The 24646-nt window shown below is 69.8% G+C and carries 25 protein-coding genes and 5 pseudogenes; 14 read left to right on the forward strand and 16 right to left on the reverse strand.

Going from position 1 to position 24646, the window contains the following annotated elements; translation table 11 throughout:
- Positions 1-13: 13 nt before the first annotated feature.
- The 7 genes from ACIQ1J_RS30980 to ACIQ1J_RS31010 all read right to left on the reverse strand — a co-directional run bounded on the left by ACIQ1J_RS30980 (position 14) and on the right by ACIQ1J_RS31010 (position 7361).
- Entirely contained in the window at positions 14-1105 is a 1092-nt protein-coding gene (locus ACIQ1J_RS30980; protein WP_403562024.1) for a zinc-binding alcohol dehydrogenase family protein, read from the reverse strand.
- Positions 1102-2694, reverse strand: coding sequence for a bifunctional 3-(3-hydroxy-phenyl)propionate/3-hydroxycinnamic acid hydroxylase (locus ACIQ1J_RS30985; RefSeq protein WP_403562026.1), 1593 nt, complete (start codon positions 2692-2694; stop codon positions 1102-1104). The genes ACIQ1J_RS30980 and ACIQ1J_RS30985 overlap by 4 nt, the downstream gene beginning before the upstream one ends.
- Complete coding sequence (locus tag ACIQ1J_RS30990; protein ID WP_403562028.1) at positions 2691-3791, reverse strand: alcohol dehydrogenase catalytic domain-containing protein; 1101 nt, start codon at positions 3789-3791, stop codon at positions 2691-2693. Before ACIQ1J_RS30990 ends, ACIQ1J_RS30985 begins: the two co-directional genes overlap by 4 nt.
- Before the next feature lie 22 nt (positions 3792-3813).
- Complete coding sequence (locus tag ACIQ1J_RS30995; protein WP_403562030.1) at positions 3814-4797, reverse strand: hypothetical protein; 984 nt, start codon at positions 4795-4797, stop codon at positions 3814-3816.
- Positions 4798-4829: 32 nt separating this feature from the next.
- The gene (locus ACIQ1J_RS31000; RefSeq protein ID WP_403562032.1) at positions 4830-5573 is read right to left on the reverse strand and encodes a dienelactone hydrolase family protein; all 744 of its coding nucleotides are present in this window, start codon (positions 5571-5573) and stop codon (positions 4830-4832) included.
- Positions 5574-5658: 85 nt separating this feature from the next.
- Positions 5659-6387: a class II aldolase/adducin family protein gene (locus tag ACIQ1J_RS31005; protein ID WP_403562034.1), complete on the reverse strand. Its 729-nt coding sequence runs from the start codon at positions 6385-6387 to the stop codon at positions 5659-5661.
- Entirely contained in the window at positions 6384-7361 is a 978-nt protein-coding gene (locus ACIQ1J_RS31010; protein WP_403562036.1) for a TAXI family TRAP transporter solute-binding subunit, read from the reverse strand. The genes ACIQ1J_RS31005 and ACIQ1J_RS31010 overlap by 4 nt, the downstream gene beginning before the upstream one ends.
- A 210-nt stretch (positions 7362-7571) precedes the next feature.
- Between ACIQ1J_RS31010 and ACIQ1J_RS31015 the strand changes: the two genes are divergently transcribed.
- Complete coding sequence (locus tag ACIQ1J_RS31015) at positions 7572-8027, forward strand: MarR family winged helix-turn-helix transcriptional regulator (RefSeq protein ID WP_403562038.1); 456 nt, start codon at positions 7572-7574, stop codon at positions 8025-8027.
- A 105-nt stretch (positions 8028-8132) separates the two neighbouring features.
- The gene (locus tag ACIQ1J_RS31020) at positions 8133-9494 is read left to right on the forward strand and encodes a DUF3533 domain-containing protein (protein ID WP_403562040.1); all 1362 of its coding nucleotides are present in this window, start codon (positions 8133-8135) and stop codon (positions 9492-9494) included.
- Positions 9495-9885: 391 nt separating this feature from the next.
- On the opposite strand, the gene ACIQ1J_RS31025 is transcribed toward ACIQ1J_RS31020, so the two are convergent.
- Entirely contained in the window at positions 9886-11136 is a 1251-nt protein-coding gene (locus ACIQ1J_RS31025) for an NAD(P)/FAD-dependent oxidoreductase (protein ID WP_403562042.1), read from the reverse strand.
- Positions 11137-11244: 108 nt separating this feature from the next.
- On the opposite strand from ACIQ1J_RS31025, the gene ACIQ1J_RS31030 reads away from it, so the two are divergent.
- Genes ACIQ1J_RS31030 through ACIQ1J_RS31040 form a run of 3 tightly spaced genes read left to right on the forward strand, consistent with a single transcriptional unit; the run spans position 11245 to position 12631 of the window.
- Complete coding sequence (locus tag ACIQ1J_RS31030; RefSeq protein WP_403562044.1) at positions 11245-11826, forward strand: pyridoxamine 5'-phosphate oxidase family protein; 582 nt, start codon at positions 11245-11247, stop codon at positions 11824-11826.
- On the forward strand, positions 11826-12149 hold the full coding sequence (locus tag ACIQ1J_RS31035; RefSeq protein WP_403562046.1) for a 2Fe-2S iron-sulfur cluster-binding protein: 324 nt from the start codon (positions 11826-11828) through the stop codon (positions 12147-12149). Before ACIQ1J_RS31030 ends, ACIQ1J_RS31035 begins: the two co-directional genes overlap by 1 nt.
- 32 nt (positions 12150-12181) lie before the next feature.
- Positions 12182-12631 (forward strand): TetR family transcriptional regulator, encoded by a 450-nt coding sequence (locus ACIQ1J_RS31040; protein ID WP_403562157.1) that lies wholly within the window; start codon positions 12182-12184, stop codon positions 12629-12631.
- Between the two features lie 100 nt (positions 12632-12731).
- Here ACIQ1J_RS31040 and ACIQ1J_RS31045 read toward each other — a convergent pair.
- The 5 genes and pseudogenes from ACIQ1J_RS31045 to ACIQ1J_RS31065 all read right to left on the reverse strand — a co-directional run.
- A pseudogene (locus ACIQ1J_RS31045) lies at positions 12732-12860 on the reverse strand (NAD(P)-binding protein); the annotation flags it as partial.
- Between the two features lie 30 nt (positions 12861-12890).
- Positions 12891-13178 carry an alpha/beta fold hydrolase gene (locus ACIQ1J_RS31050; RefSeq protein ID WP_403562159.1) on the reverse strand — a complete coding sequence of 96 codons (288 nt, stop codon included), beginning with the start codon at positions 13176-13178 and terminating at the stop codon, positions 12891-12893.
- A gap of 151 nt (positions 13179-13329) precedes the next feature.
- Complete coding sequence (locus tag ACIQ1J_RS31055; protein WP_403562048.1) at positions 13330-13824, reverse strand: hypothetical protein; 495 nt, start codon at positions 13822-13824, stop codon at positions 13330-13332.
- Positions 13825-13850: 26 nt separating this feature from the next.
- Positions 13851-13988 (reverse strand): annotated as a pseudogene (locus tag ACIQ1J_RS31060) (ISAzo13 family transposase); the annotation flags it as partial.
- A gap of 70 nt (positions 13989-14058) precedes the next feature.
- Positions 14059-14670: a ScbR family autoregulator-binding transcription factor gene (locus tag ACIQ1J_RS31065; protein ID WP_403562051.1), complete on the reverse strand. Its 612-nt coding sequence runs from the start codon at positions 14668-14670 to the stop codon at positions 14059-14061.
- Positions 14671-15064: 394 nt separating this feature from the next.
- On the opposite strand from ACIQ1J_RS31065, the gene ACIQ1J_RS31070 reads away from it, so the two are divergent.
- Entirely contained in the window at positions 15065-15775 is a 711-nt protein-coding gene (locus ACIQ1J_RS31070; protein WP_403562053.1) for an HAD family hydrolase, read from the forward strand.
- 809 nt (positions 15776-16584) lie between these two features.
- Here the strand turns inward: ACIQ1J_RS31070 and ACIQ1J_RS31075 are convergent.
- The 3 genes and pseudogenes from ACIQ1J_RS31075 to ACIQ1J_RS31085 form a co-directional block, all read right to left on the reverse strand.
- A complete protein-coding gene (locus ACIQ1J_RS31075; protein ID WP_403562055.1) occupies positions 16585-17292 on the reverse strand; it encodes a B3/4 domain-containing protein in 708 nt (235 codons plus the stop codon).
- A 45-nt stretch (positions 17293-17337) separates the two neighbouring features.
- Complete coding sequence (locus ACIQ1J_RS31080) at positions 17338-17985, reverse strand: FMN-binding negative transcriptional regulator (protein ID WP_403562057.1); 648 nt, start codon at positions 17983-17985, stop codon at positions 17338-17340.
- A gap of 29 nt (positions 17986-18014) precedes the next feature.
- Positions 18015-18846: pseudogene (locus tag ACIQ1J_RS31085) on the reverse strand (EamA family transporter).
- Positions 18847-18964: 118 nt separating this feature from the next.
- Here ACIQ1J_RS31085 and ACIQ1J_RS31090 point away from each other — a divergent pair.
- The 8 genes and pseudogenes from ACIQ1J_RS31090 (at position 18965) to ACIQ1J_RS31125 (ending at position 24579) form a co-directional block, all read left to right on the forward strand.
- On the forward strand, positions 18965-19540 hold the full coding sequence (locus tag ACIQ1J_RS31090) for an XRE family transcriptional regulator (protein WP_210958526.1): 576 nt from the start codon (positions 18965-18967) through the stop codon (positions 19538-19540).
- A gap of 419 nt (positions 19541-19959) precedes the next feature.
- Entirely contained in the window at positions 19960-20394 is a 435-nt protein-coding gene (locus ACIQ1J_RS31095; RefSeq protein ID WP_403562161.1) for a hypothetical protein, read from the forward strand.
- A 75-nt stretch (positions 20395-20469) separates the two neighbouring features.
- Positions 20470-21219 carry an SDR family oxidoreductase gene (locus ACIQ1J_RS31100; protein ID WP_403562059.1) on the forward strand — a complete coding sequence of 250 codons (750 nt, stop codon included), beginning with the start codon at positions 20470-20472 and terminating at the stop codon, positions 21217-21219.
- Between the two features lie 93 nt (positions 21220-21312).
- A pseudogene (locus ACIQ1J_RS31105) lies at positions 21313-21625 on the forward strand (nuclear transport factor 2 family protein); the annotation flags it as partial.
- A gap of 266 nt (positions 21626-21891) precedes the next feature.
- Entirely contained in the window at positions 21892-23091 is a 1200-nt protein-coding gene (locus ACIQ1J_RS31110) for a low temperature requirement protein A (RefSeq protein ID WP_403562061.1), read from the forward strand.
- Between the two features lies 1 nt (position 23092).
- Complete coding sequence (locus ACIQ1J_RS31115; RefSeq protein ID WP_403562063.1) at positions 23093-23968, forward strand: LysR substrate-binding domain-containing protein; 876 nt, start codon at positions 23093-23095, stop codon at positions 23966-23968.
- A gap of 88 nt (positions 23969-24056) precedes the next feature.
- Positions 24057-24268 (forward strand): annotated as a pseudogene (locus ACIQ1J_RS31120) (IS5/IS1182 family transposase); the annotation flags it as partial.
- 53 nt (positions 24269-24321) lie between these two features.
- Entirely contained in the window at positions 24322-24579 is a 258-nt protein-coding gene (locus ACIQ1J_RS31125) for a hypothetical protein (RefSeq protein ID WP_403562065.1), read from the forward strand.
- Positions 24580-24646: the final 67 nt, after the last annotated feature.

The following is a 24646-nucleotide window of genomic DNA, read 5'->3' on the forward strand; positions in this document are numbered from 1 at the left end:
CACCCGCGCGCTTTCAGGTCCCGGGTTTGAGGAGGATGCGCCCGGCGACGGTGGTGCCTTGTTCCATCAGTTCGTGGGCCTTCGCAGCCTCGGCCAACGGGAAGCGTGCCGCGACCCGTGAGTGCAGCCTGCCGTCGGCCAGGAGGGCCATCACACGCAGAGCGTCCTCGTGCCGTGCTCCGCGGACGCCGACGATGTCGGCTTCCAGACGGGTGAGGTCGAAGACGGTGAACGGCATCGGGCCCGGCGGGTTCTGTTCACCGGCCGCCGGACAGAGCCTGCCCCCCAGCCGCAGCACGTCCAGGGCCAGACGCAGGAGGTCGCGGTGGGTGGAGTAGTCGACCGCGTGGTCGACGCCCTGGCCGTGGGTGAGGTCCCGTACGGCGTGCCGAGCGGCGTCGAGGTCGTCGGTGACGACCACCTCGGCACTGCAGGTGGTGCGCAGAGCGTCGGCTCGCTCCGTGTGTCGGGTGGTGGCGATGACGCGCAGGCCGAAGAGCTGGGCGAGTTGGATGGTGGCCAGGCCCATCGGGCCGGCGGCTCCGGTCACGAGCAGGGTGTCGCCCGCGGTGACCCGCAGCCGGTCGCGCAGGACGCGGTGGCTGGTGCCGTAGGGCCACAGGGTGATGGCTGCCTGTTCCAGGTCGACGTGGTCGGGCACCGGCAGGAAGAGCCGCTCGTCGCGCACCACGTACGCGGCGTAGGCGCCCGGTGCCTGGTGGCCGGGGATGGCGATGCCCGTGGAGAGGTTCCCCAGGCCCCGGTAGGTTTCCGGGGCATAGGGGTTCTCAGGATGGACGACGGCCGCTACCCGGTCGCCCACGTGCAGCAGCTGGGTGTCGGGTCCGGCGGCGACGACCGTTCCTGCGGCTTCACGTCCCAGTTGTTGGGGCATGGGAAAGGGGTTGCGGCCCGGGAGTTTCGTGCCGGGCTGCAGTCCGCGGCGGTATTTCAGGTCCCAGCCCGAGACGGCGGCGGTGTTGACGGCCACCAGCACGTCGGTGGGGCCCAGGGCGGGCAGGGGCCGCTGTTCGTGGACGAGTTGCTCAGGGCCGCCGTGTTCGTAGACCCATACGGCGGCCGTGGTCGTCGGGATCGAGGTCACCGGGTGTTCCTGCGCAATGCCTCGGCGACGGCAGGAATGTCGTCGGGTCCCATGACGGCAGCGATGTAACGGTCGGGCTTGACCAGGACGAACCGGTTACGGGCAGCAGCCAGAGCTTCCTCCAGGCGGCCGTCCGCGTCCGCGACAGCTTCGCGTGCTGCCGCCGCCGAGGGCAGCCGGTCGTCCAGCAGCACGTCGATCCGCTTGATGTCGAACTTGTCGTCCGGCCAGTGGGTGCCGTCGAAGCACTGCCAGGCGGCGTCTGGGACGTTGATGCCCAGCAGAGCGAAGGACCGGCCGAGAACCTGGTCGAACCACTGGGGGTGCAGGCTCGGCGGGACCAGGACCCGTGGCTGGGGAAGCTGGGTACCCGTCAGCGCGTGGTCTCCGACCACCAGGCCGGTCTCGTGCCGCGCGTGGGGACGGAACCGCATCTCGGTGAGGTAGCGGCGCCCCGGTGGTATACGCAGCAGAGTCCGGGCGGCGATGTCCCGCAGGAGAGCGCGGCGCCGGTCGGTGGTCATAACGACATCACCGAGTCGTTCGGAGTAGCGGACCATCGCGGTGGCGTGGGGGCGCCGCTCCGCCTCGTAGGTGTCGAGCAGGCTGTCTCCGGCGCGGCCGTGCCACACGTCGTCGATCTTCCAGGCAACGTTCGCGGCGTCCCGGACACCGGAGTTGAGCCCTTGGCCGGCGAAGGGCGGCATCATGTGCGCGGCGTCACCGAGCAGCAGGACATGCCCGTCGCGCCACCGGTCGGCAACGACGGCATTGAAGGTGTACACGGTGCAGCGTTCCACCTGGTCCTCGGTCAGGGGGCGGTAGGGCGCGACGAGTGCGCGCAGGGTCTCGAAGTCGGGCTTCGCTCCCTTCTCGCCCTCCCCGGGGTACAGGAGGAACTCGTAACGGCAGCGGCCGCCGCGGCCGGGCACGATCACCGTGGGCCGGTCGGGGGTGCCATGGTGCATGCCGTAGCGCTCGTCGTGGTGGTCGCCGGTGGTGTCGGCGACCAGCCAGACGTCCTGGTGGCTGGTGCCGGTCATGTCGATGCCACGCAGTTCTCGTACGGTGGAGCGGCCCCCGTCACATGCCAGGACCCAGCTGACCTGGAGATCTTCCGTGACGGTGTCACCGGGTGACCGGATCGCGGCGGTGGCGCCGATACCGTCGGGATTCTCCGTCACGGTGACCAGCTCGGTGGAGAAGCGGACGTCCGCCTGGGGACGGGACTTCAGCTCGTCCAGGAGGAGCTTTTCCAGTTCGGGCTGGGCGAACTGGTTCTTGAACGGAAAGCCGAGACGGTAGGGCTGCGGGCCGCGGGCGTGGAAGAGCGGCCGGCCCTTGCGGTCGTAGTAGCGGGTTCCGGTGCCGGGGACGACGACCTCCAGGACCTTGTCCGCGAGACCTGCTGTCTGCAGGGTTCGCAGGGACTCGTCGTCCAGGCTGATGGCCTTGGCCTCATCGCTGGTGGAGGCGTTGCGCTCGGCAAGGATGAGTGGCACGCCGCGGGCCGCGAGGAGATTCGCCACGGTCAGGCCGACAGGACCGCCGCCCACGACGAGTACGGGAAGCTGCTGAGCCGCGGTCACGGGTTGACCACCGCCATCCAGATCGGTTCCGTCCGGTTCTGCAGCGCGGCGACGGCTTCGTTCGCTGCGGCCAGTGGGTAGCGGTGGGTGATGAGCTCCTCCGCATCCAGCGCGCCCCGCCCGAGCAGGGTGAGAGCTTCCCGGGCATCCGTGCGAGTGCAGGCGCGGGTGCCGACGATGCGCCAGCAGTTGACCATGACGGCGATCATCGGGAACAGCAGCGGGCTGCGGTTGGCACCCATGTGCACGAGGCTTGCGCCGGTTGCCAGGGCGGCGAGCGCCTGGGACGTGGCAGGTCCTTCCGGTACGAAGTCGAGGACCGCGTCCGCGCCCTGCGGGACCAGCGCGCGCAGGGCGCGGGTAAGACCGCCTTCCTTCGCCCAGTTCGACGGCAGTCCCTCAAGTGCCACGACGTCGGTGTGTATGTCACCCGCGAGCGGCCGGACCGCGTCCAGCCGCTCGGAGCTGCGTCCGACGAGGATGAGCCGGGAGACGCCGAAGTGCCGGGCGAGCTTGACGGTGGCGGTGCCCATCGTGCCGGTGGCGGCGGTGACCACGAGGGTGGCGCCCAGCGGCAGGTCGGCGCATTTGAGGGCACGGATGGCGTTGGCGAGGTCGTGGACCTTGGCGCCGACGTCGAAGGACACGCTGTCGGGCAGGGTGTCGACGAGCCAGTGCGGTACCCGGATGTACTCGGCCAGTCCGCCGTCGTGGTAGCGGTCGTACAGCGGCATGGGAACGTCACCGAAGGCGGCGTGTCCGATCATCGCCTGCTGCGGGCACATCATGTCCCGGTCGGAGCGGCAGTATCCGCAGGTACGGCAGTTGAGGTTGGGGTGCACCCGCACGCGAGTGCCGACGTGGATCCCCTCCACCTCGCCGCCCACGGCGGCGATGGTGCCGGCGGCCTCGTGCCCGAGTGTGGTGGGCAGGTGGGTGAAGGCGCCCTGGGCGAGCAGGGTCATCATCCCCGGGGCGAGGCCGGCGGAGGCCACTTTCACCAGGACGTCCTGGGGTCCCGGCTCAGGGATGGCGACCTTGTGCAGGTGCAGCGCGTCGGAGCCCTTCTGGGCGCGCGCGGCGAGCATGGCGTTCATGATGTGTGGCTCCTACATCGTTTCAGTGCTGCAGCGCGGCCAGGCGTTCGGGGGTGTACGGCTCGGCGGTCCTGGTCGTTTCGGCGATCTGCGGGAGCTCGCGGTCGGCGAACAGAGCGATGTGCTCGCTGGCTTCGGCGCACACGCTGGTGTACGCGATACCGAGCGGGATACGGACGAAGTCGCCCGGCCCCAGCTCGGCGATGCCGCGCTGGCTGACCAGAGTGCGGCGGCCGCTGATCTGGTACTGGATCTCGTCGGCGTCCAGGGTGCGCCGGTAGACACGCTCGCTCTCGGGCCGCAGCCGCACGGACCCCAGACGGAAGCCGGCGGAGCAGTACAGCCAGGTCATGCCGACTTCGTCGGCCCCGGTGAGGACACTGAGGCGTTCCTTCTCGGCGTGCACCTGTTCCAGCAGCCGCTGTTCGTCGACAGGGGCGACGGTGATGTCATGACCGGGCGTGCCCATGCACTGGGTGACCGCCTCGTTGATGTTGCCCGGTTCCCAGCCGGGGAAGGGCGGGAACACCGCTTCGGACCGCCTGACCGGGGGGCGTTCCTCGCGGACGGGGGCGGGAGTGTAGAAGAGCAGGTGGCTCTCGCGCCGCCCGTAGTTGTCGTGGGCGACACCGCGGGGCAGCCGTGAGAACTCCCCGGGCCGGTGCTCGACGGTGCCGAGTTCGGTCATCAGGGTGCGCTCGCCGGCGATCTGGTAGGAGATCTCGTCGACGTCGCAGTTGCGGTGGTAGAAGGGCTGCCGGTTGTCCATCGTCTGCCATTCGACGCGGACCTGGGCGCTCTCGTAGACGCCACGCGGCGGGGCGAACGGCACGGACTCGTACGCGTGGGGGAAGTGCACCACGCTCAAGGGCTCGTGATCGCGCCAGAGCTTCACCGGGAAGGGATTGGGGTGCGGAGGGGACAGCAGAAGGTGCTCGTCCCGCTCGACGGTGCGGGAAGGCTGGTCGGAACAGACGACCGCGACGACTTCGGTGACAGTACCCATGAAACGTCCTTGTTTCGTCGGGAGGAGTGCGATCAGGAGGCTGCGGGAAGGTACTCGTCCAGGAAGGCATGGGTGCGCTGCCAGGCGCGCTCCGCGCTGTCCTCGACGTACATGTGCGGGCGGGCGTCGCAGGCGAAGGCATGCCCGGCACCTTCGTAGACGTAGCTCTCGAAGTGAACGCCCGCGGCGGTGAGAGCCCCCTCGATGGCCGCTACCTGGTCGCCGGGGATGGTGGGGTCCTCGGCGCCGACGTGGAGCATCATGGGGGAGTCGATGTTCGCGGCCCGGTCCAGGACCGCGTGCGGGCCGGCTGCGATGCCCGGGCCGTAGAAGACGACGGTGGCGCCGAGGCCGCGGATGCCGGTGGCGGCGGTGAAGGCGGCGCGGCCACCGAAGCAGAACCCGTGGATCGCCGTACGGGAGGCGGGCACGTTCTCCTTCTCGGCCAGGTGCGTCAGGGCGGCTTCGACGTCGGTGACGATCGCGTCCGGTCCGATGGCGCCGATCAGCGGCATGGCCTCGGCGTGCTGCTCGTAGGCGAGGGTGCCGACACCATTGCGGTGGAACAGGTCCGGGGCCAGGGCGAGGAAGCCACGCGCGGCGTAGCGGCGTGCGATGTCCTGGATGTGGTCGTTGACTCCGAAAGCCTCCTGCAGGACGACCACGGCCCGGTTCGTGGGCTGTGCGGGCCGCGCGACGAAGACGCGCATCGGTCCGTCCCCGGTGGACAGGGTGGTCCAGTCGGTGGCTGCGGCGGAGTTGGGCTGGTCGGTCATGGCACTAGTCCTTCTGCTGTGGATCAGGAAACCGGTGTGACGGGGGCACACCCTGTGAAAAGTGCGGAAGCTGCGGAGCCCGGCGTCAGGCTGGGCACGAAAGCGAGCCGCGCGCGGCGGCCGTGGTGGCCGCTTTCCGGACGAGGTAGCGGTAGCCGGCCTCCAGCTGGCTGTCAGGCCAGCACTGGGCACGTTTGGCGCGGGCCTCTGCGGCGTCGGAGTGGACGACCGCCCGACCAGCCGCCTGGGCCCGTAGCTGGATGGCGCAGGCGCTGTCGAGCAGTACGGCGTGCGTGACGGCTGCCGCAGCGGTGTGTCCGGCGGCCACGAGCCCGTGCTTGGGCATGAGGGCGGCGGGGGCCTCGCCGAGAGCCGCGGCGAGCTTCTGCCCCAGCTCGGAACTGCTGACGAGTCCTCCCGTCTCCCTGAACCTCGGCACATCCTCGCCCCCGAACAGGGCGCCCTCGTGGGAGAGCGGCAGGAGGGGCACACCGAGGGCGGCGAACGCGATGGCCGACACCGCGTGGGTATGCACGCTGCAGTGCGCTTCCGGGCGAGCGCGCAGCACCTCGAGGTGGATGTGGCACTCCTTGTGCGCGCTCCCGTCGCCGATGAGCACCTCGGCTTCGTGGGAGACGAGCTGCAGCCGGTCGTCGCGGACCTCTTCGAGGCCCCAGCCCGGGGCTTTGATCCAGATGCCGCGGCCGTCCGGGTCGCGCACGGCAACGTGCCCCCAGACCATGTCGCCCTGGCCGGCCGCGGCCAGAGCATGGGAGGCTTCCACGGCGAGCCTGCGGGCCTGGGCCGGTGTCATGCGGTGGGCAGGGCGTCGTAGTAGCGGGCGGCCCCGGGGTGCAGGGGGATCGTGGTCCTGCCCATGGTGACGGGGTCGAGCGGATAGGTGATGGGGCTGCGTTCCGGAGCCAGGTGCCGGTACTGCCCTTCGATGAGGTGCCGCGTCTCCCCCAGCACCCACGCGATGGCGTAGGCCACGTCCCCGGCGAGATCGGCGCGGGTACAGACGAGGAAGTCCGAGAAGTCGAGGGTCTTGAAGGCCGTCCGGCCAGGGAAGTACTCGTCGTCGACGACTGCCGCCGGCCAGCCGAAGTCGTCATGAAGGCTGTCCAGGACGTCGTCCTCGACTTCGAGGAAGTTGAAGTGGCGGCCGATCTCCTGCCACGCGGGCAGCATGATCGCCTCATGGACGATGGCGTTCGCCCGTCCCTCCGTCGCGTGGTCCAACGACTCGAACGGCCGCTCGTCCTCAAGCAGTTCGCCGCCCCAGCCGACCACGTCGACGCCCGCACGTGTCAGAAGCTCATGGGCGGCCAGTCCCACGTGGTTGACGCCGTCGTGGACCGAGGTGGCGAGCCGCAGGGCGGGCTTGCTCTGACGCAGTTCGGCGAAGGTGGTGACGCCGAGGTCCTTGTGCACGGCCACGACCAGGCGGTCCCGCTGCGGCACCACGCCGAGAGCGCGCAGGTCCGGGAAGAACTCGTCCGCGTAGACGCCGCGGCCGTCGAGCGCCGCGGCGGCGAAAGCCGTCGGTGTGGTGAGGGCGACCTGCACCTCTCCCCGGCCCACGGCCCGTACCGCGTCGCTGAAGCCCCTGCTGTTCCACGTGGCGATCCGGGTGTGGGGCCCGCAGCGGTCCGCGAGCTCCTGGGCGATCCATCCGCAGACCCGGTGCAGGTTCGCGGTGCCCCAGTCGCCGCGCAGATGCAGGGTGAGAGAGCGTTCGATCTCCGGCTCGGCCGGTCGGCCGGTCGAAACGGTGGAGGGACTCATGGCGGCTCCAGTCCTGAATAAGAGGACTCATGTCCTGCTTTACGGTCAGCATAGAAGGCGGAACGCCAAGATGCGAGAGAGGGGGTGTGTAAATCTAGAGCTATACCTCTAACGCTAGAGTCATTCCCTTCACCCCTCCCGTCAAGTCACCCGCGACCCGCCGCGGCTCGACAAGTGATACAGCTCTAGCTTTAGAGGTATAGTGGGCGAGTGAGCGAGCGAGAGCCCGAACGGCTACCCGATGACCTGATCCGCCTTGCATGGACACTGCACCGGGCGCTCCGGCAGCGCCAGACGCCGCCGACAGGCCAGTCAGCTCGCCCGCTCGCCCAGGTGGAGGTTCTGCGCCTCATCGACAGCCGGCCAGGCATCAGCGTCCGCGAGATCGCCACCGCTCTGAGCATGCAGCCCAACAACGTGAGCACCCTTGTCACCCAGCTGACCCGCGACGGCTTCATCGACCGCCGCCCCAGCGCACACGACCGACGGTTCGTGGAGCTGCACCCCACGGGGAAGATGATCACAGCCGGCGACGAAGTCAACGAGAGCCTGGGCAAGGCGATCACGGAGACTCTGCAGCAGCTGCCGGCCGGCGCCGAGCAACGCATCAGCGCCGCACTGCCCGACCTGTGGGAACTTGCACGCACCTTGGCACCGACCCCGTAGGCGGCACCACCACCCGCAGCGGACACTCCCCAGTTCAATCAGGCCCAATACCTCTAATCCTAAAGCTATAGATACATAGCTTTCTCTGCTGTCAGGAAGCATCCCATGCCCTCTGCTTCTCCCGAACACTCCGCGGTCACCACAGCCGCACGCCTGCTGCGTACCCCTCAGGTGTGGCTCGTCCCGGCGGGGCTGCTCACTCTTGCTCTCTGCCTCATCACCCTGCTCTTCAACGGCAGCGTCGCCAATCCCGGCGCCGACCTCAGAGATGCCCCGATCGGCCTGGTCAGCCTGGACAAGGGCGTATCCACCAAGGAGGCAGGGCACCAGAACATAGGCCGTCAAGTCACGGCAGGCATCGCCGAGCAGCCGCAGAAGCCTCACAGGTCGGTGGAGTGGAGGACCTTCGCCTCCCTCGCCGAGGCGAAACAGGCGATCGGACGGAACGAACTGTTCGCGGCCGTCGTCCTGCCGCACGACTACAGCACCAAGATGCTCAGCCTCCTGGGCACCGCCCCGGAGAAGCCGGCGGTCACGGTTCTCACCAACCACGGTGCGGGGTCCATGGCTTCCTCGATCGGTGAGCAGATCGCCGAAAGCGCCGTCCGTGGCGCCTCATCGGGAGCCGCGACGGGAATCCTGCAGCAGGCCCAGAAGGCAGGAGCCACGGTGCCGGCCGCGAACCAGGCGCTTGTGAAGGGCCCGGTGTCCGTCACCACACAGGCTGGAGCGCCCCTCGGTGACCGCACGGGCCAGGGCATGACCGCATTCTTCTATGCGCTGCTGCTGATGATGTCCGGCTTCCTCGGAGCCAATCTCATCCACGCAACGACCGACTCCGCACTCGGCTACAGCGCGAACGAGTTGGGTCCCAAGAGGCATCTTGCCCTGCCGCAGCACATCAGCCGGCGCCAGACCCTCCTGGCCAAGTACCTCATCATGGTGGGCGCGTCTGCCGTCATGTCCGCCGCGATCCTGGCAGTGTCCACGTTCGCTCTCCACCTCGACCTGCCGCATTCGCTGTTGCTCTGGGTGTTCGGTACCGCTGCGGCTTCCGCGGTGGGCATCGGCACCCTGACCGTGCTGGCCGCCCTCGGCGGGCCGGGCATCGTCGCCGCGATGATCTTCTTCGTCGCGGCCGCGATCCCCACCTCGGGTGGCGCCATCCCCGTGCAGGCGATGCCTCCGTTCTGGCAGTTCCTGGCCCAGTTCGAACCGCAGCGGGCCATCTCCGACGGAACACGCGCCATCATGTACTTCGACGCGCAGGCGGCCGCAGGGCTCGACCGTGCCTGGATCACACTGGGCGCCGGCCTCCTGGCCAGTCTTCTGATCGGCTTCGGTGTGACCTGGCTCTACGACCGCAAGGGCTGGCACCGCATCCACCCCCACACACTCACCCGGCTGCGCCAGTTCCTCCACCATGACCACGAAGCAGCCCGCAACAGCGGCGCGACAACCGCGTAATCACCAGACCCCCCATGCCGCATGGAGCATGGGGCGGCCGCCGGGAGCAGGGGACGGCACCGCAGGCGGCCGCAGCCGGCCCCAGAGGGCCGGCGAGTGATGCAGCCCCAGCCGACGAGCTCGGCTGGGGCTGTTTCCTTCCACACCCTCCCCGAGTGCCTCGCCGGTGAGCAGCCGCGTGTCGCCTGAGCACGCACCGCGGCGTGCTCAGATCGAACGCTGCCCTCAGATCGGCCCCGTCGGACGCATCCTCGACGGCCTGCCGGCCGCGGACCTGCGCCCGGACCGGGAACGAGCCGTCGGCGCCCGGGGCTCGTCCGATACCGACGGCTCGCTGTTCATCGGGTACAGCGAGCACCGCGGTCCGCTCTGGCTGCGGTCCCGGTGGTTGTCATCCGGGCACGGACTCATCTGCCGTGAGCACCGCGTCCCTCAGCGGCGTCGCCGGATCCGCGAGGGTATGAGCCGAAACGTGGACGCCCTCGCGGATGAACTTTCGCCCCAACGCGAAGTCCCTGGGAGCGTTGACGGCCTCGACCGCGCGCAACCGCCCCCCCTTCAGGTGGAAGACCGCGAAACCCGGGCCTCGGGGGTCTCCTCGCACCACTGCCACATCTGCATCTGCCCTGAGGCCTGCAATCTGGATCTTCAGGTCGTACTGGTCGGACCAGAACCACGGCGTCTCATGAGGGCGCGGGGGCACGCCGCAGATGTCCGCGGCAGCGTTGCGGGCCTGCTCGTTGGCGCTTTGCACGCTCTCCAGACGCATCCGGCGGCCGTCGGGAGGCACAGGGCGCACGGTGGCGTCCCCGACGGCGTAGACATCGGGAACGCCAGTGGCCCCGCGCAGGTCGACGGGGATGCCGCCCTGGCAGGCAAGGCCGGCCTGACGGGCGAGCACGACTCGCGGCGACGCACCGACAGCCAGAAGTACCGCGTCGCATTCCAGGTGTGCGCCGTCCGCCATCCGCACCACTGCCGTTTGTCCGTCACCGGCGTGTTCGAAGGCCTCGACCTGGGATTGCAGGCGTATGCGCACGCCGTGTGACTGGTGATACCGCTCCAGGAACGACGCGACCTCGGAGCTTGCCACGCGCGCCAGGACCTGATCCTGCGCCTCCACCACAGTGACATCGGTCTTCATGCCGCGGGCAGAGGCGGCGGCCTCCAGCCCGAGGTAGCCGCCACCGATGACGACGAGGCGACGTCCCGGTCCCAGAGCGGCTGCCAGTCTGTCCGCGTCATCGAGATCCCGCAGGACGTGCACCTGAGACAGTTGGGTTCCCGGCAACGCGGGGAGGCGGGGCGCGGCCCCGGTGGCAAGCACCAGACGGTGCCAGCCGATTCTCGTGCCGTCCGCGAGGCCGACGAAACGCCGGTCGGTGTCCACCGTGTCGACCCGGCTGCCGAGTCGCAGCTCGATGTGCTCGTCACCATAGACAGACACAGGGCGCAGTTCGAGCGGGGCGGGCTCCGCGGTTGCCCTGAGGCGGCCTTTTGAGAGCGGCGGGCGCTGGTAGGGCGGAGCGGACTCTTCCCCGATCAACAGGATTGTTCCGTCGAATCCGAGGGCGCGTAGGCGCGTGGCCGTGGTGCAGCCTGCCTGACCGGCACCGACGATGACTACATCGTAGAGCTCCATGAACAAAACGCTACCGTACACATTTGACTTAGAGACAGGGCGCGAAGCATTGCGGCCACATGAGTCCAACGGTACGGTGCCGTACACATTGAACCTCTGGAGGGCACTATGGCGGTCACTCAACCCACTGCAGATGACGCGACGCTGGCCATCGCCGAGCTGCTGCGCGAGGAGGAGATCGGGGCAGTCGCGGTCCTGGACGAGGACGGCTTTCCGTCCGTCGCGATGATGCACTTCGCCGGCGACGGGCTGAGGGCTTACCTGCACACCTTCACCTACACGCGCAAGTACGCGAGCATCCTGCGCGACGGACGGGTCAGCTACACCGTCGCCCACATGCCCTCGGACGGCTTCGACGGCCGCACGCAGGCACGGCATGTCCAGGTCACGGGGCGGGCCACTTTCCTGGAGGAGCCCGACGAGATCGAGCATGTGCTGCAGCTCAGCCACGACCAGTTCGACTGGCTCAAGGACTCGGACATGTACGAGAACTTCCGTCGGGCCGGCGTCCGGCTGCGGCAGGTCTTCTTCCGCGTGGATCCCATCCACGGCGTGTGGCAGGACAACCGCGTCCGGATGATGTTCCGCACGAAGGTCCGCTTCAGCGATGACGGCAAGCGCGTCACCGAACTGACCCCCTACCCGATGACCGGCCCCTCGGTCCCTTCGATCGCCGGGGCGGAGTCCTGATGACGGTCGAGCTGACCTTCGTGTCGGCTGACGGCTCGGTCCATCGGCGCTCCGGCACGGTCGGCGAGAGTCTGATGCGCGCCGCGGTCCGCACCGGCGTCCGGGGCATCCTGGCCGAGTGCGGCGGCATCGCGGCGTGCGCGACCTGCCACTGCTACGTCGAACCTCCGTGGAACCAGGGCCTGGAGCCACGATCGGACATGGAGGACGCCATGCTCGAAGCAGCTCTGGAACCAACCGAGTTCAGTCGACTGAGCTGCCAGATCTCCCTGTCTCCCGCCCTGGACGGCCTCGTCGTACGCCTTCCCGTCGACCAGATCTGATCGACACCTTCGCGCGACGGGGGGCGAGCGAGCTGCTGCGCGACGAGGGCTGCGAACAGGTGTCCGTCGACGCCGTGGCGGCGCGGGCCGGTGCCGGCAAGGCCACTGTCCATCGGCGCTGGGCTGACAAGTGCGGCCGCAGGCGCGCGCCGCCCGGTCGAAGAGCCGGTGGGCGCGATAGGGTGGCTCGGTCAGCAGGTCTTCGGGGAACGGCGCCCCGCCCAGCCGGCGCCGGGCCCTGGGATAGTGGTCCCGGGCCAGCAGCTCGTAGTCGGGCCCGGCCGGAAAGACCCGGTGGAACGCGTCCGGCCGTGGCTGGGCGAGCACTCCTCCGTACCCCAGGGTGCCGCCTCCGACTCCCGCCCCGCACACCAGGATCGCGCCTTCCTGTACGACGATGTCCAGCAGTCCGGTGGAACGCGGAAGCGCAGCCTTCACCGCTGCGGACAGGACCGACCACGGTGCGTCGCGCGGCGCGGTGAGGGCGGCGCTTTCGTCGTCGAGCCAGATCAGCCGCCGGTCCAGCGAGGGGAAGGCGGGGAAGGTCCCGCCCGACGGATCGACGGGCCAGCGCCGTCCGCGTTCCAGTACGGCATTGCGTACGCCGAACTGGGCCAGGCGGAAGGCTGCGACGCTGCCGCCCACCCCCGCACCCACGATCACCACGTCGTGGCGTTCCTCGCGAAAGCCCTCCCGGGCTCGGTCGGTCATGTGCACCCCTTTTCCGTTGTGCGCCCGCGGTCAGGGGGCCCGGTCGTCGCTGTCGCGTATAAAAGGCCCGACGGCGTCCATGAAGTCGGTGTGCCGGTCGAGGTAGGAGGCGTGCCCGGCGCCCGCCAGGACGACGAGTCTGCCGTTCGGCAACCTGCGCGCCGCCGCCCGTCCCTGCCAGACCGGGAACAGGGTGTCGGTGTCGCCCCAGACGACCAGCGTCGGGACGCGGACGCGGTGCAGCCGGTCCAGTACCAGGATGTCGCGGCGCTGCCCGGTCGGTTCCGAGCACTGCGGAAGGCCTCCAGGACGCGGCAGGACTCACCCAGCTCTCGCATCACCGGTGACCAGTCCCGCGCGCTCGTGCCGACGCCGGGCACCAGCAGGACCGGGGCGCCCTCCCCGTGCGTGCAGTAGAGCGTGGAGACCCCGTCGACCAGCACCCGCCGGGCCTCGATGTGTTCGGGGTTCACCTGCTCACCCCTTGCTCCGATGCGGGGTCCCGTCCGCCGTCGCCCGTCGGCGGGGACGAGGTGAAGTGCAGTTCCCCGGCGGCGGCGTCGCGCCCGGCGAGCCACATGCCCAGCGCCTCCCGGGTGCCGAGCACTTCAGGCGGCCGCAGGGCCTGCGGCACGCCCAACGGCGGGTGTCCGTCGGTGGGGACCACGCGATATCGCCACACGCGCAGGTTCGAATGGCTGCTGAGCAGGGCCCCCACCCACAGGATGTACGACGGCACGGCGGGCGGCGGTTCACCGTCCAGACCGAGGCCGCGCACGATGTCCTGGTGGTGGATCGCGAGCTCCCCGAGGGCGATCACGGCGGCCAGTCTGCCGGTGAGCGTGGGGTGTTCGGCCCAGTCCCGGGCCCGTAAGTCCTGGATCGACTGCCGCCGTTTGCACCGCCGCTTCGAACGGAAGGCCTGGCACTTCCTGGCCTTCACCGCCATCGCCTGCAGCCTCATCCGCTACCGCAGACTCGCCAAATGGACGAACTCCTCGTCGTGCACCGCATCGGCGACATCGGGTCACCCGCTCGTCGGGCTCGACCAAGGCGCACAGAGCCGGCCGCAGCCCTGGCCGGATCAAGGTCCGCTGCCCTCTTCCAGCCGCCACCAGGACAGCGAACGAGGATGAGGCGGTCCCCGGCACCCCCGCCGGCCCGCGACCATCGCACCGGCCCATCAGCCCGATGTGCGTCACCGGCATGCCGGATGGTCGTCGCGAGACGGTTGCGGCCGGAGGGACGGCAAGGTCAGGTGCCACCAGTCGGTCAGGCGGTCGTTGAGGACGGTCGTACCCTCAAGGGCCTCGGTGAGAGTGCACAGGCCGAAGAACGCAGGCACGAGAGCGCGGGCCGCACGGGCGGGGCGGACGTGCTCGTTGACCTGTCCTGCCAGCCGGGCCTGCGCGAGCAGTCGCGTGGCGGCGGCGGTCCACAACGCGAAGGGGTGGGGTACGGGAGCTGTGATGACGGTGCGCTCGGCCCACAGACGGGCACCGGCACGCGTCACGGGATCCCGAGTGAGGGCGTGCGCAATGTCGTAGCTGAGGGCGACGAGCCGTTCGAGCGGGGGGAGCGTCTCGTCTCCATATCGTGCAGCGAGCTGCGACCAGGTGGCGAACCGGTCCTCGACGACGGCGACGGCGATCCCCTCCTTGCCGGTGTAGTGGAAGTACACCGCACCGCTGGTCCGGCCGGACCTCGCGCCTATGTCATTGACGCTGGTGGCCGCGTATCCCTGCTCAGCGAACAGTTGGGCAGCCGCTTCAAGCAGTGATCTGCGGGTTTCCTTCGCCCGTTCCTGCAATGTTCCGTCCGCCCTCGCTCTGATTTCACACCACTCAAGAATTTAGTGCGCCAGCGTACGCCTGGCGTTCCAACAGGGCTCTTTCGTGCGCTGATTACATAGTTCTTTCGAATGCGAACGCCTGCGAGTGGTATCGGAAGCAAAGCACTCCAGGGCCTCGCACGATCCAGCAAGCGCGGCAACCGGCGTGCCCGCGCGAGGAGTTGAAGGCCTTGGCGGCCCGCTTCGCAGATGTCGCCGCGGCGCAGCCATACGCCTACTTCCGGCGCACGCCTAGTCACCGAAAAGGGTTATTGCCCGATTTGCCTGGACGGAAATAACGTAGCCGTCGCTATCTTTCCGTTTCCTCCGGTTACGGGAATGCCACATACATGCGAAGGTATGGGAGACCTCAGTGACCCGCTCGGACCACGATTTGCTCGACTGGTCGCCCGAAGCCGTCGTCTTCGACTGCGACGGCACCCTGATGGACAGCGAACGCCACTGGCAGGAGGCTCGCAGCCAGGCGTTCCGGGAGCACGGACTCCAGCCACCGCCCGGGTTTGCCGAGCAGGCCCTTGGCCTGCACTACGAGGACTGCGGCCGACTCATGGCGCAGTCCGTGCACAAACCCGAACTGACCGAGGGCCTGACAGGCGCGCTTCTCGACCACTTCCTGGCACTCGTCACCGACGAACCAGTGACGATGCCAGGTGCGGTCCGGGTCGTACGGCTGCTCTCCGGCCGCCTGCCGCTGGCGGTGGCCAGCAACTGCCCGAGGGTCGTGGTCGAAGGCAGCCTGGCACGGGCCGGGCTGCTCGAGCACTTCGAGCACCTCGTCGTACCCGACACCGGGGACCGCGTGCGCCCCAAGCCGCACCCCGATGTGTACGCCGTGGCGGCCCGGCTCTGCGGTGTCCACCCGCACCGGGCGCTGGCGGTGGAGGACTCACTAACCGGCGTGGAAGCGGCCCGACGGGCTGGCCTGCGGGTCCTGGGCGTCGGCCCCCGGCCAAAGGGCGACGGTACCGGCCAGGCCGACAGGTGGCTGCCGACGCTGGACGCTCCCGAACTGCTGGCCTGGGCGGACACGCTCGGCAGCGGACGGGGAACGCAAAGTCCGTGACAGCTGGCTGAGGTCCGGCAACGCCGAGCGCTCACACTCCCCGGTCGTCACCGGCGGCGGCACATTTGGGGCGGCGGGAGCACGCCGCTCCTGCACCGCAGAGGGCGGCAGTCGTCACCGAAGTGCGGCACGATTGACCCCGCGACCGGGACCTGCACCGCTGGGCCGCCGGCACCAGCTCCGGCACCTCCTGCGCTGCTCCGCCATCGGCGGCAGCCAGGGCCTCGGCCAGCTCCGCCCGCACACACCCGGGCAGCGGCCTCCCGCTCCTCCCGCAACCCCATCACCGGCGTCACCGGCCACCTCCACATCGTCCTCCAGATCGTCGAGGTCGAACTGACCGCCCGGACCATGCCCGAACAGCGCACTACTACAGCTTGGCCCGCATGGTGGCGTCGCCAAGCCCCGGCACCGCGGCGTCAAGCACCTGGTCAACGCCCGTCTCAGGGCGGTCCGCAGGGCGATACAGGCTCCGCGGTCACGGCCGGCGACCGCGGTGCCGGTGAGGTCGCCAGCGAGCAGGAGGTCGGCCGTCGGCAGAAGGCCTTCAACTGAGGCCGTCAGAGAGGCGGGCGCGGGAGGGGGCGCATAGGGGCGGGGGACGTGCTCCCGCGCAGGCACCGCAACCTACCTGCTCGGCGGCCGCTACAGCTTAACCGCCCAGGTCCCGGCCTCCGGGCGCCCTGCGTCCGCTGCGAGACCCGGACGCGCTGGAGCTGGACGAGGACGGCGGTGGCCAGGAGTAAGCAACAAGGCCCGGACGAGGTGCTGTCCGGCCTTCGCCGTCACCCGGATGCCAGGGCGTGGTGTCAGAGGGTGGCCTGCGGGTGTGCGGGGCTGAGGCAGTGGACGGTGCTCTGGAGGGAGTGTTCGGTGAGGAGGTCCTGCAGTTCGTCGGCGGCGGCGGTCAGGAGGTGGCCGTCGCGGGTGGCGTGGAGGCTTTCGACGACGAAGGCGACGTGGGTGGAGTTCTCGGTGACGCGGGTGCGGTGGGCGTCGCGGTGGTTCCAGTGCCGCGTGAGGACGTCGGTGGTGTCGGTGTAGATGATCTCGCCGGTCTTGGGATTCTCGACGGTGTCGGGTTCGCCGAGCGGGGTGAACGTCTCGGTGCCCTCGGCGTAGCGGATCTCGACGTCGCCGGTGACGTGGTCGAGGTCGAAGGCGCCGGCGGGCAGGCCGCGACGGACGGAGACGGCGTTGTAGGAGTCGACGGCCGGGTTGGTCCGGGGCAGCGTTCCCTTCTTCGCCAGGCGGCGGCCGAGGGCGTCGACGCTGGGCCGGGTGCGGCGGGGGTTGGTGCCGAAGGAGCGGTAGGCGGTGTGCCATGCCTCGATGCGCGGGTCGCTCTCGTCGGCGGGGGTCCAGGCGCCGGTGGCGAGGTCCTGTTCCAGGATCTCCACAGCGGCGGCTGTGCGGGGCCAGGGCTCACAGCCGTGCAGGCCGGTGGCGGTGACGACGGCGATCAGGGTGTCGGGGAAGGCGTCGGCGACGGCGGGGCTGATGCGGAAGGTGGTCATCGTGAGAGCGCTTCCGTTCCGGGATCGGGCTGGGGGCGAGGGCGGTCAGGACTTCCAGGTACCGACGCGGTCCAGGCGGCGCAGTTGCTGGGCCGCGGTGGGCGCGTCCAGCGAGGATCCGCGTTCGGTGAGCCGGCGGGCGGCGTCGGTGCGCTGCTCGACGGGCTTATGGTCGTCGTACTTGAACTTGGCGCGGACCTCGGCGACGTCGAGGCGCAGGCCGCGGATGCCGGGCAGCATCCGCCCGTAGGGAGGCTGGCCGGGGTCGATGGGGGCGTGGTCGCCGTCGGGCTGGAAGTGGGCCATCTGGCGGCGCAGCAGTTCGGCCTTGGCCTCGGGTTCGTCGACGATGGTGGCCTGGCAGGTGAACTGGACTGCGGCGTAGTAACTGGTGGGGACGCCGTCGGTGGGCGGGGTGCCGGGCTTGGCCCGCCAGGGTCCGGGGATGAAGGCGTAGTCGCTGGTGACGGTGAACGTGACGTTCGGGTCGGCCTCGATCGTCTTCCAGGCGGGGTTGGGGCGGGCGAGATGGATCAGCAGGGCTGTGCCGTCGACGGTGAAGTGGGTGGGCACGACGACCGGGGCCTGGCCGCGCAGGCCGTTGACACTGAGGATGCCGAAGTCGTGGCCGTCCGCGATCCAGGTCTGCCATTCGGCGTCGTCCAGGGCGGCGTCCCAGGGCTGGATGAACATGCCGGGATCCTTCCGTACAGGGTGGTGGTTCAGGTGAGGGCGAGGAGGCCGACGGCGACGGCGGCGGGGTACAGGCCGATCAGCTGGCCGCGGTGGATCGTTCGGCCAGGACACTGCGGGCGAGCAGGACGGTGGCGGCGGGGTACAGGGCGGTGATCACGGCGACGACGGCCAGGTTGCCGCTGCGGGCGGCCAGCAAAAACAGGTTGGCCACCGAGTCCAGCACACCGGCCGCCGCCGAGATCGCGTAGGCGGGCTTCTCCAGGCCCAGGCGCCGGAACATCACGCCGGCGGCGGCCAGGGTGAGGGCGGAGGAGATGGCGCGGCCGACGATCAGCGGGCCCACGCCGCTGTCGGACGGCGCCTGGTATCAGGAAGACCAGTTGCAGGGCGATGGCGGCCCCGGCGCCGAAGGCCAGCAGCAGCGCGGTGCGCGAGGGGCGTGCCGACTTTGCGCCGTGCCCGGCGCCGACCAGGACCACCGCCGCCAGTGCCAGCGGCAGGCCGATCAGCCCGGCCAGGCCCAGGTGCTCGCCCTGCACCAGCCCCACGCCGACCGGCAGCATCGCCGAAATGAGCGCGGTGATCGGGGAAAGCACGTTCATCGGGCCGATCGCGAGCGTGCGGTACAGCAGGGCGAACGCGGCGGCCGACGCCACGCCGGAGGCCGCGCCCCGGGCGAGGGCGGCGGGGGCGAAGGAGGCGCCGAGGAAGGGCCACAGCAGCAGCTCGACGGTGAGCGAGGCCGGTGCGGCGATCATCACGCTCCGCAGAACGTGGGCTTTGCGGGCGCCGAGGCCGCCGAGGAAGTCGGCGCACCCGTAGACCAGGGAGCTGCCCAGCCAGCAGGAGAGCGATCACGGTACGTACAGCCCTTACTATCAATGGAACGACTGCACCGTACAACGCACCGACCGCAGCTCTCAACCGAACGACCGCACGGTGCAGCACAACGACCTGCTGCTGGAGGACAAAACCGATGGCCGAGACCGAGGCGGCACTGCGGACGCTCGCGCACAACGTCCGCGCGGCCCGTACCCGCGCCGGACTGTCCCTGGACGAACTCGGCCGCCGCGCCAAGGTCAGCAAGGGGGCCCTCGTCGCCCTGGAGAGGGCCCAGGGCAACCCCAACTTCGCCACCCTGGTCCGCCTCGCCGACACCCTCGGCGTCTCCGTCTCCGCACTGATGGAAGGCAGCCCCGAACAGCGCGTGCGGGTGGTGAGCGCCGACACCGTCATGCCCCTGTGGAAGGGAGAGCGCGGCAGCGAGGCCCGGCTCATGCTGACCACCGGCGGCCCGGCGGCCACCGAGGTCTGGCGCTGGGCACTGGCACCCGGCGAGGAGTACCCCAGTCACCCCCACCAGGCCGGCGTGACCGAGACCGTCAGCGTCACCAGAGGCGAGATGGTGCTCGTCGTCGACGGCGCCGAGTACCCCGTCACCGCCGGACAGACCGCCACCTTCGACGCCGACGCCCCCCACACCTACCGCGGTTCAGGCGCCGAGACCTGCCACCTGATCATGACCGTCCACCTGCCCCCGGGACCCGCGTAGCGTCCCGATGGCCGCAGCCGGCCGGATTGCATCCGCCCCCTCTGTCGCGGAGCGAAGTCTCCGGCGACCGGGAGCCAGGCCCGTCAGGTAGGCGTCGCGATCGGCGTCAGCCAGATGGGCGAGGCACACGGTGTGGCCGTGCCGACCCGGTTCCGGTACTCGCGGCGGGCCTGCGCTGAGCCGGGACCGCCGGGACGCCCTGGCCGCCGTCGAGCGGCTGGCAGCGGGCAAGGAATCTCGATGCACGACAGGAACGGCGCTGACCGCGGGCTGTAGCCCTGGCCGCACCGTACGCGGGTGTGGGTAGTTGCGGTACAGAAAGCGCCGTTGGGTTTGATCATGGTCCGGCCGGCGTTGAGGTGGACGGGTTCTACGGCAAGGACGGCGACCTGACCGGCTCCGACAAGGAGACCCAGGAGATGTCCCTGCCCGCCCTGCACCTGCTCCAGTCCGCGTTGGCGCACGTCAACACCCTGCTGCTGCAGGACATTCCGAACGAAGAGAAGTGGAAGAAGCGGCTCACCGACGCCGACCGGCGGGGCCCTGCCACCGCTGTTCTGAACCCGCATGAACCCGTACGGCCGGTTCGCGCTCGACAGGAACAGCCGCCTGGTCCTGTCCGTCCGGGCGACGGTGCCCGGCCCGCGCACTGCACAGGGAGATGCGGTCGCAGCCCCACTGCGAGTACCGGGACTGACCGGAAATTTCCGCAGATGGCGGCCATGCGAGTGCGGGAGCGCTTGAGGCGACACCGTGGAGGAAGGCGGGAAGCAGCCGCTCTCCAGCGGGCTGGTCTGCCGACTGGGGTACCGATGATGCTTGTGGAGCGACCCGAAACTTCTGTTACCCGATGACCGGAATGTCCGCCTAGGCTCGCCGTAGTAGGTGATCAAGACGATCGCCGGCAAGGACGTGAGGGAGTGCGGAGCATGACTGAGAACACGTTGCGGGACAAGGTCGCCGTCGTCGGAGGTGGCGAGAAGAACCTGGGCGGGCTGATCAGCAGGACGTTCGCAGAGGCCGGGGCGAAGGTGGTCGTGCACTACCACAGCTCCGAGAGCGACGCCGAGCAGACGGTGAAGGCGGTCCAGGAGGCCGGAGGGCAGGCCGTCTCCGTCCAGGGGGACCTGACGGAGGTCGCCGACGTACGGCGGCTCTTCGACACGGCAGTGGACACCTACGGTGGCGCCGACATCGCGGTCAACACCACCGGGATGGTGCTGCGCAAGCCGATCCTGGAGACCACCGAGGAAGAGTACGACCGCATGTTCGGCATAAACGCCAAGGCGGCGTACTTCTTCATCCAGGAGGCCGGGCGCCGGCTGAACGACCACGGCAAGATCATCAGCCTGGGCACGTCTCTGCTGGCCGCCTTCACTGACGGCTACTCCACCTACGCCGGCGGCAAGGCGCCGCTGGAGCACTTCACCCGGGCGGCGGCCAAGGAGTTCGCGGACCGCGGGATCTCCGTGAACACGGTGGCTCCGGGGCCGATGGACACGCCGTTCTTCTACGGTCAGGAGACCCCGGAGCGGGTGGAGTTCCACAAGTCGCAGGCGATGGGCAACCAGCTCACCCACATCGAGGACATCGTCCCGATCATCAGGTTCCTGGCCACCGAAGGCTGGTGGTTCACCGGCCAGACGATGTTCCCCAACGGCGGCTACACCACCCGCTGACCTCGTGCCCGCCCGGCGGGGCGTCCCGGCCGGCCCCGGCACGGCCGGGTTCCGCCGGCGTCGGCGCCCTGCGCGCAACCCCAGGAGGTAGTGGTGACCTCACATCCGAGTGACCCCACGGCGGCCGCTTTCGTCGACGTCGCCAGCGCCGGCGACAAGGACGTCTTCTTCGCCACGCTGACCGATGAAGCCACCATGTCCGACGACGGCACTGACCGTGACCTTGCCGCGTGGGCGGAGCGCGAGATCCTCTCCTCGAGCGGCCACATGGACATCAAGGGCGTCTCGCCCGACGGTCGGACCACTGACGGTCACATACACCAACGCCACCTGGGGAAGTATGCGCACTCGGTGGGCCTTCACCGTCACCGACGGGCGCATCAGCAGCTCCGAAACCGGCCAGGCCTTGAGCGGTCCTTCCTGTCCGCCGTGCCGGGTTCGGGGCGTCCATGGGATCGCCCGCATGGCGGCATGTTTCGCTCACCGGCCCAGCTCGCGGCTGGCGGGTGGGCCATGCCGGTGGTACCGGGGGATGCGTACAGCACAACACCGATGTCATATCGCGGGCCGGGCGGACCGGCCCGCTCGGTGCCTGTGCCCGTGGCGTCCCGGTCGTGCGGGAAGGACGGGGACCGGTCAGTGACGCCGACCGAATGCGGAAGAGAGGACGCGATGAGCGGCCAGGCTGATGTCACGCCGACCGGACCGCTGCGGCGGGTGATGCGCGGGCGGGATCCGAGGGAGAGGCACCGGGCGGCGACGCCGCTGGAGCTGTTGTTCGACCTGACCTTCGTGGTCGCCGTCTCTCAGGCCGCGTCCCAGTTGCATCACTCCCTCGCGGAAGACCATGTCGGCTCCGGGCTGGCTGCCTATGCGGCGGTGTTCTTCGCGATTTGGTGGGCTTGGATGAACTTCTCCTGGTTCGCCTCCGCCTACGACACCGACGATGTGCCCTATCGGCTGCTGACGTTGCTGCAGATGGCCGGCGTGCTCGTGCTGGCATCAGGGGTGGCCGCCGTGTTCGAGGACGGCGACTTCACCCTCGTCGTGGTCGGCTACGTGGTGATGCGGGTCGCGATGGTCGCGCAGTGGCTGCGCGCCGCCCTTGAGCACCCCGAGGGCCGCGGCGGTGCACTGCGCTACGCCACCGGTATCACCGTGGTGCAGATGTGCTGGGTCGCCCGCCTGTGGGCACCCGACGCCTGGGCGTGGACCACCTTCCTGGTGCTGGTCGCAGCCGAGCTGGCCGTGCCGGCATGGGCCGAATACCGGGGCGAACCCACCAGCTGGCACCCCGGGCACATCGCCGAGCGCTACGGCCTCTTCACCATCATCGTCCTGGGCGAGGTCATCCTCGGCTCACTCGCCGCCCTCCGCTCCACCGTGGCCGACCGCGGACTGTCCGCCCCGGTCCTCCTGATCGCGATCGGCGGCCTGCTGCTCGTCTTCGCCCTGTGGTGGATCTACTTCACCGGAAACGAAGCCGGGCTGACCACGCTGCGCACCGCCTTGGTCTGGGGGTACAGCCACTACGTGGTCTTCGCCGCGCTGGCCGCGATCGGCGCGGGTCTGGAGGCGGCTCTGGATGCCGCCGAACACCACGGACACCTTTCCACCCGGGGGGCCGGACTGGCGGTCGCCGTCCCCGTGGTGCTCGCGCTCCTGATGCTGGGGGCACTGCACCTGGCCACCCGTAACGGAGCGGTGGGGCACGCCCTGCTGGTAGTCGCCGGTGCACTCGTGGTGCTGGCTCTGGGCTTCAGCGCACCCGCCCTGGGAATCGGCGGCGCCGTCCTGGGCATGGGCCTGGCGGTGGCCGCCACGCTGGCAGCCAACCTCTTCACCGTCCACCATCGAGCCGAGAGGCGTTGAGGTGCGCCTGGACCTGAACAAACTCGACCACCTGATTGCCGTTGCTGAGGAAGGCAGTCTCACCCGCGCCGCCGCCCGGCTTCACCTGTCCCAGCAGGCCCTGTCCACCTCCATCCGGGTCCTCGAACGCGAAGTCGGGGTGCCGCTGTTGGAGCGCGGCAGCACCGGCGTCACCGTGCTGCCCGCCGGGGCGGCCCTGCTTGAGGACGCCCGTGTCCTCAACGGCATGACCCGCGCCGCCCTGCACCGCGCCCGGCACATCGGACGCGGCGAGACCCAGACGCTCCGCATCGGCTACACCCCCGCCGTCACCGGCGACGAACTCGTCACCCTGCTCGCACCGGTGACCGACACCCATCCCGCCCTCACCCCCGAGATCCACCAGCGCTATCCCTCGGAGCTGACCGCCGCCCTCCTCGCCGGTGACATCGACATCGGCCTGTGCCGCGGAATGACGCCCGCCCACGGTCTGACCCGCACCACCCTCGGCCACCAGCGCCTGCACATCGCCGTCGCCTGCGACCACCCCCTGGCCGCCCGCACATCCGTGACACTGCCCGAACTCGCCCACGAGTCCTTCCTCGTCTGGGGCGCCCCCGGCCGCTCCGGCTACTCCGACCTCCTCATCGACCACTGCCGCAACGCCGGTTTCGAACCGAACACCGAACGCACCGCACGCCAAGGCACACCCCCCATCACAGCCGTCATCGGTACCCGCCACATCGCCTTCGTCACCACACCACCGGGCCGCGCGGCGGGCGGCAAAGCGCACGTCCTCACCCTCGAACCCCCCATCCACGCGCCACTCCACGCGCTCTACCTCCCTCACACCACCTGCCCCAGCCGCACCACCTTCCTCACCCACGTGAGGCTGTGAGCACGAACCACCACCCGACAGTCGAAGGACATCGGCCCACCCACCTCGCGCCTCGGCCAGCGGGGGCGTCGGGGGAGTCTGGTGGTGGCCGGTGCCCGGCAACGCGGCGGACGCGAGAGCCTGGCGGGACTCCGGCCTGGCCGCACACTGCGAAGGTGTGACGGTCCGCGGCGACGGCGCCTACATCAGCACCGGCCTGATCGCCCGCACCGCAAACGCCCCGGACGGCCTCTGCTCAAGGGCGAGGAGGAGGACGACGCACAGCACCGCATGGTCCGCGCCCGTGTCGAGCACACCCTCTCCCCCCACTGGCCGTCATCGTGGTGACCTGCTCGCTCATGACCGCTGCGTAGGTGCGGACGGCGGACGGCCTGGGGTCGGAAGGCCGGCTGGAGCATGCGCCGCTGACGGCGGTGCTTGTGACGTCCGACGGTGGCCACGCCGTCACCGACGACCTCCCGCATGCGGTCCCAGAGGAAGCCGCCCCTGTCGAAGATCGGGTCGTCGAGCATGACTTGGCGGGCAAGGTCCGGGTGACAGACAACGGTCACCGTGAGCGGGCCGACGCCGATCTGGACGAGATCGCCCGATTGAGGGCAACGACTCCATGAAGGCGAGCGGATCTCGCAGCAGTTGTCTGGCGTGTCCCAGTACTGGCCAGGCGCCTGGTGCTTTGGC

Origin of the sequence: Streptomyces sp. NPDC097107 (genome assembly GCF_044762405.1) — a bacterium.
In the GTDB taxonomy this organism is placed as follows: Bacteria; Actinomycetota; Actinomycetes; order Streptomycetales; family Streptomycetaceae; genus Streptomyces; species Streptomyces thinghirensis.

Excerpts from the sequence above, each read along its gene's own strand:
- ACIQ1J_RS30990 (WP_403562028.1), bottom strand. The coding sequence starts at position 3,791 with ATGAACGCCATGCTCGCCGCGCGCGCCCAGAAGGGCTCCGACGCGCTG.
- ACIQ1J_RS30995 (WP_403562030.1), bottom strand. The coding sequence starts at position 4,797 with ATGGGTACTGTCACCGAAGTCGTCGCGGTCGTCTGTTCCGACCAGCCT.
- ACIQ1J_RS31000 (WP_403562032.1), bottom strand. The coding sequence starts at position 5,573 with ATGACCGACCAGCCCAACTCCGCCGCAGCCACCGACTGGACCACCCTG.
- ACIQ1J_RS31005 (WP_403562034.1), bottom strand. The coding sequence starts at position 6,387 with ATGACACCGGCCCAGGCCCGCAGGCTCGCCGTGGAAGCCTCCCATGCT.
- ACIQ1J_RS31010 (WP_403562036.1), bottom strand. The coding sequence starts at position 7,361 with ATGAGTCCCTCCACCGTTTCGACCGGCCGACCGGCCGAGCCGGAGATC.
- ACIQ1J_RS31020 (WP_403562040.1), top strand. The coding sequence starts at position 8,133 with ATGCCCTCTGCTTCTCCCGAACACTCCGCGGTCACCACAGCCGCACGC.
- ACIQ1J_RS31025 (WP_403562042.1), bottom strand. The coding sequence starts at position 11,136 with ATGGAGCTCTACGATGTAGTCATCGTCGGTGCCGGTCAGGCAGGCTGC.
- ACIQ1J_RS31030 (WP_403562044.1), top strand. The coding sequence starts at position 11,245 with ATGGCGGTCACTCAACCCACTGCAGATGACGCGACGCTGGCCATCGCC.
- ACIQ1J_RS31035 (WP_403562046.1), top strand. The coding sequence starts at position 11,826 with ATGACGGTCGAGCTGACCTTCGTGTCGGCTGACGGCTCGGTCCATCGG.
- ACIQ1J_RS31055 (WP_403562048.1), bottom strand. The coding sequence starts at position 13,824 with ATGAGGCTGCAGGCGATGGCGGTGAAGGCCAGGAAGTGCCAGGCCTTC.
- ACIQ1J_RS31075 (WP_403562055.1), bottom strand. The coding sequence starts at position 17,292 with ATGACCACCTTCCGCATCAGCCCCGCCGTCGCCGACGCCTTCCCCGAC.
- ACIQ1J_RS31080 (WP_403562057.1), bottom strand. The coding sequence starts at position 17,985 with ATGTTCATCCAGCCCTGGGACGCCGCCCTGGACGACGCCGAATGGCAG.
- ACIQ1J_RS31090 (WP_210958526.1), top strand. The coding sequence starts at position 18,965 with ATGGCCGAGACCGAGGCGGCACTGCGGACGCTCGCGCACAACGTCCGC.
- ACIQ1J_RS31095 (WP_403562161.1), top strand. The coding sequence starts at position 19,960 with ATGTCCCTGCCCGCCCTGCACCTGCTCCAGTCCGCGTTGGCGCACGTC.
- ACIQ1J_RS31100 (WP_403562059.1), top strand. The coding sequence starts at position 20,470 with ATGACTGAGAACACGTTGCGGGACAAGGTCGCCGTCGTCGGAGGTGGC.
- ACIQ1J_RS31110 (WP_403562061.1), top strand. The coding sequence starts at position 21,892 with ATGAGCGGCCAGGCTGATGTCACGCCGACCGGACCGCTGCGGCGGGTG.